The 15,813-nt window shown below is 48.7% G+C and carries 13 protein-coding genes; all 13 read left to right on the forward strand.

Annotated elements, in window-relative coordinates:
* Nucleotides 1-554 (forward strand): DNA polymerase (locus AC9UEP_RS02360; protein WP_509543656.1); only part of this gene is annotated, 554 nt, incomplete at its 5' end.
* A gap of 123 nt (nt 555-677) precedes the next feature.
* Entirely contained in the window at nt 678-2,012 is a 1,335-nt protein-coding gene (rpsA, locus tag AC9UEP_RS02365) for a 30S ribosomal protein S1 (RefSeq protein WP_509543658.1), read from the forward strand.
* 100 nt (nt 2,013-2,112) lie between these two features.
* Nucleotides 2,113-2,709 (forward strand): dephospho-CoA kinase, encoded by a 597-nt coding sequence (gene coaE / locus AC9UEP_RS02370; RefSeq protein ID WP_509543660.1) that lies wholly within the window; start codon nt 2,113-2,115, stop codon nt 2,707-2,709.
* 4 nt (nt 2,710-2,713) lie between these two features.
* On the forward strand, nt 2,714-4,789 hold the full coding sequence (uvrB, locus tag AC9UEP_RS02375) for an excinuclease ABC subunit UvrB (protein ID WP_509543662.1): 2,076 nt from the start codon (nt 2,714-2,716) through the stop codon (nt 4,787-4,789).
* 2 nt (nt 4,790-4,791) lie between these two features.
* Nucleotides 4,792-7,662 (forward strand): excinuclease ABC subunit UvrA, encoded by a 2,871-nt coding sequence (gene uvrA, locus AC9UEP_RS02380; protein WP_509543720.1) that lies wholly within the window; start codon nt 4,792-4,794, stop codon nt 7,660-7,662.
* Entirely contained in the window at nt 7,662-9,581 is a 1,920-nt protein-coding gene (uvrC, locus tag AC9UEP_RS02385) for an excinuclease ABC subunit UvrC (protein ID WP_509543664.1), read from the forward strand. Before uvrA ends, uvrC begins: the two co-directional genes overlap by 1 nt.
* 15 nt (nt 9,582-9,596) lie before the next feature.
* Entirely contained in the window at nt 9,597-10,463 is an 867-nt protein-coding gene (gene rapZ, locus AC9UEP_RS02390) for an RNase adapter RapZ (protein WP_509543666.1), read from the forward strand.
* Nucleotides 10,460-11,407 (forward strand): gluconeogenesis factor YvcK family protein, encoded by a 948-nt coding sequence (locus tag AC9UEP_RS02395; RefSeq protein WP_509543667.1) that lies wholly within the window; start codon nt 10,460-10,462, stop codon nt 11,405-11,407. Before rapZ ends, AC9UEP_RS02395 begins: the two co-directional genes overlap by 4 nt.
* Before the next feature lie 4 nt (nt 11,408-11,411).
* Nucleotides 11,412-12,392, forward strand: coding sequence for a DNA-binding protein WhiA (gene whiA, locus AC9UEP_RS02400; RefSeq protein WP_095674737.1), 981 nt, complete (start codon nt 11,412-11,414; stop codon nt 12,390-12,392).
* A gap of 144 nt (nt 12,393-12,536) precedes the next feature.
* A complete protein-coding gene (gap, locus tag AC9UEP_RS02405; protein ID WP_509543669.1) occupies nt 12,537-13,535 on the forward strand; it encodes a type I glyceraldehyde-3-phosphate dehydrogenase in 999 nt (332 codons plus the stop codon).
* The gene (locus tag AC9UEP_RS02410; RefSeq protein WP_509543670.1) at nt 13,535-14,722 is read left to right on the forward strand and encodes a phosphoglycerate kinase; all 1,188 of its coding nucleotides are present in this window, start codon (nt 13,535-13,537) and stop codon (nt 14,720-14,722) included. The genes gap and AC9UEP_RS02410 overlap by 1 nt, the downstream gene beginning before the upstream one ends.
* A gap of 24 nt (nt 14,723-14,746) precedes the next feature.
* On the forward strand, nt 14,747-15,520 hold the full coding sequence (gene tpiA / locus AC9UEP_RS02415) for a triose-phosphate isomerase (protein ID WP_509543672.1): 774 nt from the start codon (nt 14,747-14,749) through the stop codon (nt 15,518-15,520).
* A 59-nt stretch (nt 15,521-15,579) separates the two neighbouring features.
* Nucleotides 15,580-15,810: a preprotein translocase subunit SecG gene (gene secG / locus AC9UEP_RS02420; protein WP_509543673.1), complete on the forward strand. Its 231-nt coding sequence runs from the start codon at nt 15,580-15,582 to the stop codon at nt 15,808-15,810.
* The last annotated feature ends 3 nt before the right edge of the window (nt 15,811-15,813 follow it).

A 15,813-nucleotide genomic window follows, 5' to 3' on the forward strand; every position in this document is an offset into this window, starting at 1 on the left:
CAAGTGATGTGGATCCGGAAATGCGCAGACAGATCAAGGCGATGTCATATGGCCTGGCCTATGGCCTGAGTTCTTACGGTTTAGCTATTCAGTTAGATTTAACTCCACCTGCCGCCCAAGATCTAATGGATCGATACTTCGAACGTTTCGGAGGGATTCGTGATTACTTAAAGACGGTTGTCGAAGATGCACGCAAGGTTGGTTACACCGAAACGGTGATGGGGCGTCGCAGATACTTGCCCGATTTGCTTCATGATAATCGCCAACGGCGAGAAGTAGCAGAGCGCATGGCGCTAAATGCTCCGATTCAAGGATCGGCAGCTGACATCATTAAACAGGCAATGCTTAACGTGCAGCAGGCGTTGGTTGCTGGCGAATTCAAATCTCGGCTCTTGTTGCAGGTTCACGATGAATTGATCCTGGAAGTAGTAAAGAGTGAAGTTGATAAAGTCTCTGATCTTGTCCGTATCCAGATGGGCAGTGCATTTCCTCTTCGGGCACCACTGGATGTCTCAGTTGGGGTCGGTAGAAGTTGGAATGAAGCAGCGCACTAGCGATTTAGCCGGATAACTGGCGTTGGTTGTCCATATTTTGAGGCTGGGATTTGCTACTAAATCACCTTCGCACGTATTCTTGCGCAGTCCCATCCCTACTACTTTCTATCCCTACGGAGCACCTTGACTACTCAAATTGCAATAAATGACATTGGTTCAGCGGAAGATTTCTTAGCCGCAATTGAAGGAACAATCAGAAATTTCAGCGACGGAGATCTCGTCGAAGGTACAGTTGTACAAATTGATCGCGAAGAAGTACTCCTTGATGTCGGCTACAAGACAGAAGGTGTGATTCCAGCACGCGAACTTTCAATCCGCCACGATGCAGATCCAAATGACATCGTTAAGGTCGGAGATCGAATCGAAGCCCTTGTATTGCAGAAGGAAGATAAAGAAGGTCGCCTCATCCTTTCCAAGAAGCGTGCTCAGTATGAGCGTGCTTGGGGAGATATCGAAGGCAAGAAAGAGCGCGACGAAGTTGTCGTGGGAACTGTTATTGAAGTTGTTAAGGGTGGACTCATTGTCGACATCGGATTGCGCGGCTTCTTGCCAGCTTCACTTGTCGAAATGCGTCGCGTCCGTGACCTCACTCCTTACATCGGTAAGCAAGTTGAATGTCGCATCATCGAACTTGATAAGAATCGCAACAACGTAGTTCTTTCACGTCGAGCATTCCTTGAGCAGACTCAGTCACAATCACGTACTGAATTCCTGAACCAGCTCCAAAAGGGCCAGGTTCGCACAGGTGTTGTTTCATCAATCGTTAACTTCGGTGCATTCGTTGACCTTGGTGGCGTAGACGGTCTTGTTCACGTCTCTGAACTTTCATGGAAGCACATTGATCACCCAGGTGAAGTTGTTGAAGTTGGCGACGAGGTAACCGTTGAAGTTCTCGAAGTTGATTTCGAGCGTGAGCGTGTCTCACTCTCACTTAAGGCCACACAGGAAGATCCATGGCAGGCATTTGCTCGCACTCACACAATTAACACAGTTGTGCCGGGCGTCGTAACGAAGCTTGTTCCATTTGGTGCATTCATCCGTGTCCACGAAGGTATTGAAGGCCTAGTTCACATTTCAGAGTTGGCAGAACGCCATGTTGAAATTCCAGAGCAGGTTGTTGCCGTAGATGACGAACTATTCGTGAAGATCATCGATATCGATCTTGAGCGTCGTCGCATCTCACTCTCACTTAAGCAAGCAAATGAAGGCCAAGAAGTAGAGATCGAAGCATTTGATCCAACTCAATACGGAATGTCTGCTCGTTATGACGCAGAAGGAAACTTCATCTATCCAGAAGGATTCGATGCTGATACCCAAGAGTGGAAGCCAGGCTTTGACTCACAACGCGAGGAGTGGGAGCGTCAATACGCTGTTGCGCAAGAGCGCTTCCTTGCACACAAGAAGCAGAAGGCAGAAGCAAAGGTTGCGGAAGAAGCAGCTGTAGTCGCCGCCGAATAAGTCTTAAAGAAAGAGAGACTCATACGGGTCGCGGGGTGTCACTTAACCTCGCACACCCCACATGGGTCTCTTTTTTCATGCTCAGAGATAGGCTAGCTTCATGTTAGTTGTTGCACTCACTGGTGGCATTGGTGCAGGAAAGTCGACCGTTGCGCAATGCTTTGCCGAACTTGGGGCGCTAGTAATCGATGCGGATCAACTCGCTCGTATGGTCATTGAAAGAGGAACCGATGGTTTTGCCGAAGTCTTACTTCGTTTCGGAGATGAGGTAATTCAAAATGGTGATATTGACCGCAAAAAACTTGCTGAGATTGTTTTCAGCGATGAGTCAGCACGAGCAGATTTAGAGTCAATTATTCATCCGCGGGTTCAGGCGCTCTTTGCCGAAGCAGTGGCTGACCTAGATCACGATGACATCCTGATTTATGAAATTTCGCTATTGGTTGAGACAAATGCGGCTGAGAAGTTTGACTATGTCATCACTGTTGAATCAGATTTAGAACTACGCAAGGAACGCTTGCTTAAACGAGGACTTTATATTTCACAGATCGAGAAGCGGATTGCAGCCCAGGCGTTGCCAGAATCTCGTGAAGCTCTCGCTGATACTGTTATTTACAACAACTCCGATGAAGATTCACTCTTGCGCCAGGTCGAAAATCTCTGGGAGAGCGTTCTTCTGCCGCTGTCGCTAGGCTAAGTGTGTGCGACCAGTAACTGATCTCCAGCGGAAAGTTGCGCCCTTTCAGGTCATAAGTGATTACATTCCAGCCGGGGATCAACCAGCGGCAATCGAGGAGATCGCAAAACGGATCAATAACGGGGCCCAGGATGTTGTTCTCCTAGGTGCCACCGGAACTGGAAAGTCGGCAACCACGGCTTGGCTGATTGAACGTTTACAACGCCCCACACTTGTTCTTGCTCCCAATAAAACTTTGGCAGCCCAGCTTGCCAATGAATTTAGAGAACTGCTGCCAAACAATGCCGTTGAGTACTTTGTTTCATATTACGACTATTACCAGCCGGAAGCCTACGTTCCACAGACTGACACCTTTATTGAGAAGGATTCAAGTGTTAATGATGAAGTGGAACGACTTCGGCACTCTGCTACTAACTCACTTCTAACGCGGCGCGATGTCATCGTGGTTGCAACGGTTTCATGTATCTATGGGCTTGGAACACCGCAGGAATATATCGACCGGATGATTCGCCTGAAAGTGGGCGATGAAATCGAACGTAATGCGCTGCTACGTAAGTTTGTCGATGTTCAATACAAACGTAACGATATGGCCTTTGAGCGAGGCACCTTCCGGGTTCGAGGCGACACGGTAGAGATCATTCCAATGTATGAAGAGTTGGCTGTTCGTATTGAAATGTTCGGGGATGAGATTGAGAAGATCATGACCCTCAATCCACTGACCGGTGAGATTGTGCATGATGAAACCGAGATCTATATCTTCCCGGCAACCCACTATGCCGCTGGTCCAGAGACGATGAAGCGCGCAATGGGCGAGATTCAAGATGAGCTTCAGGTGCAACTCAACCTATTCACTAAGCAAGGCAAGTTGCTCGAAGAGCAGCGCCTTCGCATGCGCACAACATTTGATCTGGAGATGATGGAGCAACTCGGTTTCTGTTCAGGAATTGAGAATTACTCACGCCATCTAGATGGTCGCGCTCCTGGTTCTGCTCCCAACTGTCTCCTTGATTACTTCCCGGAAGATTTACTTGTTGTCATCGATGAAAGTCACGTGACTGTTCCACAAATTGGTGCGATGTTTGAAGGCGATGCATCACGTAAACGAACCTTGGTGGAACACGGATTTAGATTGCCCAGTGCTCTTGATAACCGACCACTGAAGTGGCCGGAGTTTCTGGAACGCACAGGGCAGAAGGTTTATCTCTCTGCGACTCCCGGAAAATATGAGATGGAGAAGGTCGGAGGAGATGTAGTTGAACAGGTGATTAGACCGACCGGGTTGGTTGATCCACAAATTATCATTAAGCCCATTAAGGGGCAGATTGATGACTTGCTACACGAAATCAATATTCGGGCAGAGAAGAATGAGCGCGTATTAGTTACTACTCTGACTAAGAAAATGTCGGAAGATCTGACTGATTACTTGCAAGAGCGAGGAGTGCGAGTTCGCTATCTTCACTCTGAGGTAGATACCTTGCGCCGTGTTGAATTACTACGTGAGCTTCGAATGGGTGAATATGATGTGCTTATTGGAATCAATTTATTGCGCGAAGGACTCGATTTACCGGAAGTTTCACTTGTCGCCATTCTCGATGCTGACAAAGAAGGCTTCTTGCGCTCTGCAACTTCACTGATTCAAACAATTGGTCGCGCCGCTCGAAATGTTTCAGGTGAAGTACATATGTATGCCGACAATATGACCGCGGCCATGACCAAAGCTATTGATGAGACCAACAGACGAAGAGCGAAGCAGGTTGCCTATAACCTCGAGCGCGGGGTGGATCCCCAACCGCTACGTAAGAAGATTAGCGATATCACCGACCTCATCGCCCAAGAAAGTGATGACACTGATGACATCATGGCTGGAATTAAGGGTAAGAAATCTTCAGCGGCCCTACCATTCTTATCGAAATCAACCGATTCCATGCCGCGCCAAGAACTCATTGCATTGATAGGCTCCCTCACCGAGCAGATGCGTGGCGCAGCCGATCAACTTCAATTCGAACTTGCTGCTCGCCTGCGTGATGAATTAAAAGAGCTAAAGCGTGAACTTCGTGGAATGGATGAGGCTGGTACGTGAGCATCGATAAGTTAGTTGTACGTGGTGCGCGCGAGCATAACCTCAAGGATGTTTCCATTGAACTTCCACGCGATGCACTCATTGTCTTTACCGGCCTTTCAGGCTCTGGTAAATCAAGCCTTGCCTTCGACACTATCTTTGCTGAAGGTCAACGACGCTATGTTGAATCACTTTCAGCCTATGCCAGACAATTCTTGGGTCAGATGGATAAGCCTGATGTCGATTTCATTGAAGGTTTATCTCCGGCAGTTTCTATCGATCAGAAATCAACGAATCGAAACCCACGCTCAACGGTGGGAACAATTACCGAGGTCTATGACTACTTCCGACTGCTCTTTGCACGTGCTGGCCGCCCGCACTGCCCGAAATGTGGCAAGGCAGTTTCGCGCCAGAGTCCACAACAAATCGTGGATCAAATCCTCACCATGCCGCCCACAACTAAGTTCCAAGTACTGGCACCAGTCATCCGTGAACGTAAAGGTGAGTTTGTTGATCTCTTTGCTGAGTTAGTAACGCAGGGCTATTCCCGGGCTCGAGTTGATGGAGAGATTATCCAACTTACCGAACTGCCGAAGCTCAAAAAGCAGGAGAAGCACACCATTGAAGTTGTTATCGATCGCCTGACTGCTAAAGCTGAGAGTAAATCTCGCCTGACGGATTCGATTGAGACTGCCCTCAAACTCGGCAATGGGTTAGTACTTCTTGATTTTGTCGATGCCAAGGGCGGCGAAAAAGAACATACCTATAGCGAACATTTAGCTTGCCACGATTGCAATCTCTCCTTTGAAGAACTTGAACCGCGCTCTTTCTCATTTAACTCACCATTTGGAGCATGTGAAGAGTGTTCGGGAATCGGAACTAAGTTAGAAGTCGATGAAGAACTCATCATCCCTGATGACTCAATCTCCATCAATGAAGGTGCTATTGCACCTTGGGCTGGGGGACAGTCTTCGGAGTACTTTCTGCGCTTACTTGAAGCGCTAGCGCTGGAACTGAAATTCTCACTCGATAATCCTTGGAAGAAGCTTTCAGTGAAGACCAAAGAAGCGATTATGAATGGCTTTGATTATGAGGTTCATGTGAAGTATAAGAATCGTTACGGCCGTGTCCGTAACTATTCCACTGGCTTTGAAGGCGTCATTCCCTTTATTCATCGCCGCCATGGTGAGACCGATAGTGATTACAGCCGTGATAAATACGAGGCATATATGCGCGAGACGCCATGTCCTGCCTGTAAGGGTGCGCGCTTAAAGCCGGAGGTACTTGCTGTCACACTCGGCGGGAAATCAATCGCTGAAGTATGCGCACTTTCCATTGATGACTGCGCAATATTTCTCAAGCAAGTTACCCTCAATAAGCGCGAGGCACAAATTGCTGAGCGCGTTATGAAGGAAGTCCATGCGCGTTTAGGTTTCTTACTTGATGTGGGCCTTGATTACTTGTCACTCGATCGCCCTGCGGCAACACTGTCCGGTGGTGAGGCACAACGTATTCGCCTTGCAACCCAGATTGGTTCCGGACTTGTCGGAGTTCTCTATGTCTTAGATGAGCCATCCATCGGACTTCATCAACGCGATAACCGTAGGCTGATTGAGACTCTTACCCGATTACGCGATCTTGGAAATACTCTGATTGTCGTCGAACATGATGAAGAGACCATTCGCACTGCAGATTGGGTCGTTGATATCGGACCCGGAGCTGGTGAACATGGTGGTCGAGTCGTTGTCTCAGGTTCCTACGAAGAACTTATTGCATCGCAGGAATCAATCACCGGTGCTTATCTATCGGGTCGTAAATCTATTGAGATTCCAAAGACTCGTCGGGCAGTTGATTCAAAACGTCAATTAGTAATAAAAGGTGCGAAAGAGAATAACCTTAAAGATGTCGAGGTTAGTATTCCGTTGGGGCTCTTTGTCTCCGTCACCGGAGTATCGGGTTCTGGTAAATCAACGCTGGTTAATGACATTCTCTATACAACCCTGGCAAATAAACTCAATGGCGCACGCCTTGTTCCAGGTCGTCACCGCACAATCACTGGCATAGATCAGCTCGATAAAGTTGTGCACGTTGATCAATCACCTATTGGGCGCACCCCGCGTTCTAACCCAGCGACATATACCGGTGTCTTCGATAAAGTGCGGGCTCTCTTTGCCGAAACTACAGAAGCTAAGGTGCGTGGCTATCAGCAGGGTCGCTTCTCCTTTAACGTCAAAGGCGGACGCTGCGAGAACTGTTCTGGAGATGGCACCATCACCATTGCGATGAACTTCTTACCTGATGTCTATGTTCCGTGCGAGGTCTGTCATGGCGCGCGATATAACCGGGAAACTCTTGAGGTTCACTACAAGGGAAAGACCATTGCTGAAGTTTTAGATATGCCGATTGAGATTGCGCACGCTTTCTTTGAATCCGTTCCCACTATTGCGCGCTACCTCAAGACCTTATGTGATGTTGGCCTTGGATATGTGCGTCTAGGTCAATCAGCTCCCACTCTTTCAGGTGGAGAAGCCCAGCGCGTGAAGCTTGCAACTGAGCTACAACGCAGATCAACAGGGCGCACGATCTATGTCTTAGACGAACCAACGACAGGGCTGCACTTTGAGGATGTCAATAAACTACTGGGCGTACTCAAGCGTTTAGTGGAGAGTGGAAATACCGTAATTGTGATCGAGCACAATCTCGATGTCATTAAGTCTTCCGATTGGGTCATCGATATGGGCCCAGAAGGTGGATTCCGCGGCGGAACCGTCGTTGCCGAGGGTACTCCAGAAGATGTGGCAAAGGTGAAAGCTAGTTACACCGGGCAATACTTAGCTGAAGTCCTGGCAACTAATCGCGCGATCGTTAAGAAAAGCCCAGCGAAGAAGAAATAATGGCGGAACCTTCCAGTTATCGCCCGCGCGAGATTCCTGAAGAGCCAGGGGTATATCGCTTCTATAACGCTGATGACAAAGTCATTTATGTGGGTAAGGCGAAAAATCTAAAGAATCGATTGACAACCTATTTTGGTTCCAATCTTGCGCAGAAGACCTATCGCATGGTGCATGAAGCGGTGCGGGTGGACTGGACCATTGTTGCAACTGAGCTCGAGGCGTTGGCGCTGGAATTTTCGTGGATCAAGCAGTATCACCCGACCTATAACGTGCAATTTAAGGACGATAAGTCCTATCCATATCTGGCGATTTCAATGGCCGATGAATTTCCACGGATTTTCATAACTCGCAAAGAGAAGCGCCCTGGCCTTAAATACTTTGGTCCATATACAAATGCCTGGGCGCTACGAAACACGTACGAAGTTCTCCTAAAAGTCTTTCCAGTTCGCTCCTGCAGTGCTGGAAACTTCCAGCGTGCGCAACGAACAAAGCGGCAATGCTTACTTGGGGATATTGGTAAATGTGCCGCGCCTTGCGTTGGCTGGGTAACACCACAGGAGCATAAAGAAATTGCGGAGAAGCTCGATTCATTTATGGAAAAAGGGATGGAGAACTTGCTGCCAACCTTACGTACGGAGATGGAATCGGCGTCTGTGTCAGAAGAGTTTGAACGAGCTGCACGTCTGCGAGACCAGATTGAGTCTTTTGAGAAAGCACAACGTTCAACGCAAGGTAATCTCTCTGATGACCTCGATGGTGATTTCATCTCGATTCATGAAGAAGGACTTCATGCTGCGGGCTCAATCTTCATGGTCAGACGCGGTTCCATCAAAGGTTCGCGTTCCTGGATAGTGGATCAGGAGAAAGCACTCGAAGGAGATGATCAGATTGCCTCACTGTTCTTCTCCATTTATAGCCAGAGCGCACCAACAGATATTCCACATGAGATATTCCTTAATCAAGAACCGGTAGATCGCACTGCACTAGAAGACTGGCTCTCTTCCATCCGTGGCGCTCGAGTTGCTATTAAAGTTCCGCAGCGTGGTGAGAAGGTTGAGCTACTCCAAACAGTGGAGCGCAATGCTCATTACGCACTTGTTCAGTACTTAAGTAAGCGCGCAACAGATGCTGCAGTATCGGGTAAAGCACTACTCGAACTTGAGGAAGAGCTACAGCTTTCGCGCACACCTCTTCGCATTGAGTGTTATGACATCTCCAATATTTCAGGAACTACAGTTGTTGCATCTATGGTCGTCTTTGAAGATGGCCTGGCAAAGAAGAGTGAGTATCGTCGATTCATTATTGATACCGATACCGCCCAGGATGACACTCGAGCCATGCACCAAGTGATTACCCGTCGGATGAAGAGGTTGCTGGCAGATAGAGATGTCAATAAGAGCGAGGTTGCCGAAACTGGCGGCAAGCTGAGCAAGTTTGCTTATCCGCCACAACTGATTGTTGTTGACGGTGGTGCACCTCAGGTTACTGCGGCCCAGCGAGCCCTCGAGGAACTTGGAATTACAGATGTTGCCTTGTGTGGGTTAGCAAAGAGACTGGAAGAGGTCTGGATGCCAGGAGATAAGGATCCTTTGATACTGCCACGAACAAGTGAAGGTATGTATTTACTACAGCGCATCCGCGATGAAGCTCATCGATTCGCAATTACCTTTCACCGTAGCCGTCGTTCCAAAGTGATGCTGGAATCTCTCCTTGATGAGATTCCACAATTAGGAGAAACTCGAAGGGCCGCGCTCCTTGATCGTTTTGGGTCAGTCACTGCGATGCGCAAAGCCAGTACGGATGATTTAGCTGCAACACCTGGAATTGGAGCCACCATTGCAGCCATTATCTATAGCCATCTAGCATCGCTATCAATTCCAGCGGTGGATATGAATACTGGCGAGATACTTGACAGCTAGGGGAGAATACGAAGCATGAGCACAAAAGAGCTGCTGGTTCTCACTGGAATGTCCGGCGCCGGGCGATCCACAGTTGCCCACGCGCTAGAAGATCTCGGCTGGTATGTCGTTGATAATTTACCGCCAGCACTCGTTCCTCAGTTGGCAGAACAAGCCCACGACACACACGCATCGTTAGCCGTTGTCGTCGATGTTCGTGGCGGAAAGTTCTTCGATGAACTCAGTAGCGCACTTGATACCTTAAAAAAGTCGAGCGTTCCTTACCGATTGCTCTTTCTAGATGCCACAGACCAAGCACTTGTGCAGAGATTTGAATCAACGCGAAGGCCACACCCGCTACAAGGGAAGGATCGAATCGTCGATGGAATTGCACGTGAGCGAGCAAAATTGGAAGAGATACGAGCCTCGGCAGATATTGTGATTGATACATCTAACCTTAATGTGCACCAATTAGAGAAGCGCACTAGTGAAATCTTTGCCGCTGGAATGCTTGCTAGTCTTCGCATCAACGTTCTCTCCTTCGGTTACAAGTATGGAATACCGGTCGACTCCGACCTGGTTCTAGATTGCAGATTCATTCCCAATCCCCATTGGATTCCGGAGCTGCGACCACTCAATGGTTTAGATGCACCGGTCTCAGAGAAAGTTCTCTCCAGTGAAGGTGTTGCTGATTTTGTGTCGAGTTATGTTTCGGTCGTGCGACAGATGATTCCGGGATATTTTCGAGAAGGAAAGAAGTATGTGACGATTGCAATTGGTTGCACCGGAGGTAAACATCGCTCGGTTGCCATTGCCGAAGAAATTGCCAAGCAGTTGATTACCGTTTCTCCTAATCTCGAGATATCAGCGCACGCAACTCATCGCGATGTAGGGCGGGAATGATTTCCCAGAAAAAAGTTGTCGCACTCGGTGGTGGTCATGGATTAGCTGCCACCCTGACAGCGCTACGACAATTCACAACTGAGATCACTGCGATAGTCACCGTTGCCGATAACGGCGGATCCAGCGGAAGATTGCGGGAAGAATTTTCGATCATGCCACCGGGTGATTTAAGAATGGCACTAGCTGCGCTATGTAGTGATGATGAGTGGGGTCGAAGTTGGGCGCAAATCATGCAATATCGCTTCACCAGCACCGGTGAACTCAATGGCCATGCAGTGGGAAATCTTCTCTTAGCAGCGCTCTGGGATCGTGATGAAGATACCGTTGCTGGCCTTGATCGCGTGGGTGCGCTATTAAAAGTTGTTGGTCGCGTTCTACCCATGGCAGCGCAGGCACTTGATATCGAAGCAACCTTTGAAGACTCTCATGGCACGCATATTGTCCGCGGACAGGCAGAAGTGGCAACAAGTAACGGAAGATTGAAATCACTTCGCATCATCCCGGAAAACCCTGATGCCCGTGCAGAATCGATTGCAGCAATTTCCGATGCGCAGTGGATCACGATGGGACCGGGCTCCTGGTTTTCAAGTGTTATTCCGCATTTACTTGTGCCCGCGCAGCGAGCAGCGTTGGTGGCTTCGCCTGCCAAAAAGATTCTCTTACTCAATCTAGATTCCACCGATAAATCCGCAGGCGAGTATGCCGGGTATTCACCACTAGAGCATTTGATGATTCTCAATGAGTATGCACCGGAGTTAGTATTTGATGTCGTTGTAGTAGATGCCTCATCTTCGGGGGCCAATGAATTACAGCGCCATCTTTCAACTACAGGTTCAGAGTTTATTGCGGCCGATTTGCGCAGCAAAAGCTCGCCTTTGCATCATGATGTCAATAAATTGGGTCAGCTTTTCGCACACATAGATGCAGAAATACTGGTTGGATAACCCCATGGCAATGACCGCTGCAGTCAAAGATGAGCTCAGCCGTCTTTCGGTAACCAAGCCTTGTTGCCGAAAGGCCGAAGTGTCATCGCTACTTCGTTTTGCAGGTGGTTTACATATCGCAGCCGGCAAGGTAGTCATTGAAGTTGAGCTCGACACATCTCAGAGCGCTAGACGGCTGAAGAAAGATATCGCCGACATCTACGGTCACGATAGTGATTTGGCAGTTCTTTCTTCCAGTGGCCTACGTAAAGGTTCACGCTATGTGGTGCGTGTGATTGAGTCAGGTGATGCCCTTGCTCGCCAAACAGGTTTGATTGATGCCAATGGTCGCCCGGTGCGCGGACTTCCGCCACAAGTGGTTGCAGCAAATGTGTGTGATGCCGAAGCAGCTTGGCGTGGTGCCTTTATCGCACATGGTTCACTGACTGAACCTGGTCGTTCCTCATCACTTGAAATTACCTGTCCCGGACCAGAAGCGGCACTTGCCCTAGTTGGCGCAGCTCGCCGTTTGAATATCGTGGCCAAAGCTCGGGAAGTGCGCGGAGTCGATCGTGTTGTTATTCGAGATGGCGATGCCATCGGTGTTTTGCTTACTCGCTTAGGTGCGCATGAAAGTGTGCTCGCTTGGGAAGAAAGGCGTATGCGCCGTGAGGTACGCGCGACAGCCAACAGACTTGCAAACTTTGATGATGCAAATCTGCGGCGTTCTGCGCGGGCAGCTGTTGCGGCCGCAGCTCGCGTGCAACGTGCGATGGAAATTCTCGGTAGTGAGATACCGGATCACCTCAAAGAAGCTGGCGAACTCCGTATTTCACATGGACAGGCAAGCTTGGAAGAACTTGGATCACTTGCAACACCACCTATGACCAAGGATGCAATCGCTGGGCGGATTCGAAGATTGCTGGCTATGGCCGATAAACGTGCCGGTGAGTTAGGTATTCCAGACACCGAAGCCGGATTATCACCTGACTTATTGGGTGAATAGCAGGTTAAAGCTGCGCGGTTACGTGCAAGCAACCGGGGAGTAGTACCTAGAGCACTGGTAGAGTGCGCACTAAGCCCCCAACGTTGTGGCGTTAACAAAAGCCACCTTTATCTGGGGCAATAAAGAATATAAAAGAGGTTTCACATGATTAATGTCGGAATTAATGGTTTTGGACGCATTGGACGTAACTTTTTCCGTGCCGCAATGACCAACCCAAATATCAATATCGTCGGTATCAACGATCTGACTGATAATGCAACACTGGCACATCTACTCAAATATGACTCAATCTTGGGTCGACTCGGACTAGATGTCACATATACCGATGACAGCATGAGCGTTGGCGGTAAGACATTCGCAGTATTTGCAGATCGCGACCCAGCAAATCTTCCATGGGCATCAGTTAAGGCAGATATCGTGATTGAATCAACCGGCCACTTCACCAAGGCTGCAGATGCCAAGAAGCACATTACAGCCGGTGCTAAGAAGGTAATTATCTCAGCGCCAGCATCGGATGAAGACATCACCATCGTGATGGGTGTTAACCACGAAAAGTATGACCCAGCCAACCACCACGTGATTTCAAATGCATCGTGCACAACAAACTGTCTAGCTCCAATGGCAAAAGTTCTCCACGATAACTGGGGAATTGTTAAGGGCTTGATGACCACTATTCACGCCTATACCAATGACCAGGTAATCCTTGATTTCCCTCATAAGGATCTCCGTCGTTCGCGCGCAGCTGCCACAAATATGATTCCTACATCTACTGGCGCAGCGAAAGCGATCTCGCTCGTTTTGCCAGAGCTCAAGGGCAAACTCGATGGTTATGCGATGCGCGTTCCAGTTCCAACAGGATCCGCGACCGACCTCACAGTAGAGCTAGCAAAAGAGGCAACAGTTGCCGAGATTAATGCGGAGATGAAGGCGGCTTCAAACGGAGCACTCAAGGGATTTCTTTCATATACCGAAGATCCAATCGTCTCTTCAGATATCGTCACAGATCCATCTTCTTGTATCTTCGATTCCGGCCTGACTAAGGTAATCGGAAATCAAGTCAAAGTTGTTGGTTGGTATGACAACGAATGGGGTTACTCAAACCGACTAGTTGACCTAGTGGGATATGTTGGTAAATCTCTCTAATGACTTCATTGGTCGATCTAGATGTTGCTGGTAAGCGGGTATTTCTCCGGTGTGATCTCAACGTGCCGCTAAAGGAATCAAAGATCATAGATGACGGGCGTATCCGCGCATCACTACCAACAATTAACGCACTCCTTGCAAAAGGTGCCAGCATTGTTATCGCAGCCCATCTAGGTCGTCCCAAAGGTGAAGTAAAACCAGAACTATCACTAGCTCCAGTAGCCGTGCGTTTAGCTGAATTGCTTGGAAAACCGGTGCAATTTATCCCGGCAATTACAGGAACCGATGTGACAGCAAAGGCGCAAGCCCTTGCACCCGGTGAGATTTTGCTTCTGGAAAACATTCGCTTCGCATCAGTTGAGACATCTAAAGATGAGAGCGAGCGTTTAGCTTTAGCCACAGAGCTAGCGAAGTTAGCTGATATCTATGTGGGCGATGGCTTTGGCGCTGTGCACCGTAAACATGCTTCGGTATTTGATCTTCCTAAGTTGCTGCCGCATGCAGCAGGAACCTTGGTAGCTGCCGAAGTTGAGGTATTGAAAAAACTCACCGTTGATCCGGTGCGCCCTTATGGTGTTGTCCTCGGTGGGTCAAAAGTTTCCGACAAGATTGGTGTCATCGCTAACCTGCTTGGAAAAGTAGATGTGATGGCTATTGGTGGTGGAATGCTCTTTACCTTCTTAGCTGCACAGGGCAAAGAGGTTGGCACTTCATTGGTCGAACTTGATCTAATTGATACCGTCAAAGGACTCATCAAGCAGGCGGAGGACGCCGGGGTTAAATTATTAATCCCTACAGATATCGTAATTGCTCCCACATTTTCAGCCGATGCAACTGCAACTCTGGTCAGCTCAGATGCGATTCCAAAGTATCAGATGGGACTTGATATCGGTCCGGAATCAGCTGCCGCCTTTGCTGCTGCGATTAAAGGTTGCAAAACAGTTTTTTGGAACGGTCCCATGGGTGTCTTTGAATTTCCTAAATTTGCAGCGGGAACTAAAGTTGTCGCACAAGCGTTGACTGAGGTTTCTGGAATATCGGTAGTGGGCGGCGGCGACTCAGCGGCGGCAGTTCGAGCCCTTGGATTCAAAGATTCAGAATTTGGTTATATCTCAACTGGCGGCGGAGCATCACTTGAATACCTTGAAGGTAAAGAGCTCCCTGGCCTGACCGCACTTGATCTGTAGCATTCGACACCAAAGGAGAACGAAATGCGCAAACCGTTAATGGCGGGCAACTGGAAGATGAACCTCAATCACCTGGAGGCGATTGCAGTGGCTCAGAAACTCGTCTACTCACTTGCTGATAAAGATTACGACGAGGTCGATGTTGCAATTATTCCCCCCTTTACCGATATCCGTTCCATTCAGACCATGGTCGATGGTGATCGCCTTCGTCTGCAATACGGTGCGCAAGATCTCTCTCCGGAAGCATCCGGTGCGTTCACAGGCGATATTTCTGGCGCCATGCTTGCAAAATTAGGCTGTACTTTTGTTGTTATTGGTCACTCGGAACGACGTGCAATTCATCAGGAAGATGATGCACTAATCAACCGCAAGATCAGAGCCGCGCTTACACATGAGCTCACACCAATATTCTGTGTCGGCGAAGATTTACCAGTGCGCGAATCAGGTTCTCACGTTTCACATGTCATCCGTCAGGTGCTGGCAGGACTTGCGGGATTTCATAAACCAGAACTTAAGAAAATTGTGATTGCATATGAACCGATATGGGCAATTGGAACTGGCAAGAGCGCCACACCAGAAGATGCGCAAGAAGTATGTGCAGCAATCCGAGAAGAGATCGAGCAGATTGGCTCGGCTGAGATTGCGGCAAATATGAGAATCCTCTACGGGGGTTCAGTGAAATCTTCCAACGCTGCTGAAATCATGAAGCAGCCCGATGTCGATGGCGCCCTCATTGGGGGAGCAAGCCTTGACCCAGAAGAGCTGGCAAAGATTGCCAAGTTCCACGCCCAGGCGTGATTCAAGAGTTTTCCATTCGTTCGGGTATCCTTTACCCCTACCTCTAGAGGAGTTTCACCGTGGCTTTAGCGCTTTCAATCTTTCTCGTCATCACCAGTTTCTTGATGATTCTCTTAGTTCTTCTGCATAAGGGCAAAGGATCAGGACTCTCTGATCTCTTCGGTGGCGGAATCTCATCTAACTACGGAGGCTCATCTGTAGTGGAAAAAAATCTTGATCGCATCACCATTGCCGTTGGTGGTCTTTGGTTCGCCAGTGTCGTAGCTCTCTCTCTTGTTTTGAAAGGTTAATTC

This window comes from Candidatus Planktophila sp., from assembly GCF_040402315.1.
In the GTDB taxonomy this organism is placed as follows: domain Bacteria; phylum Actinomycetota; class Actinomycetes; order Nanopelagicales; family Nanopelagicaceae; genus Planktophila.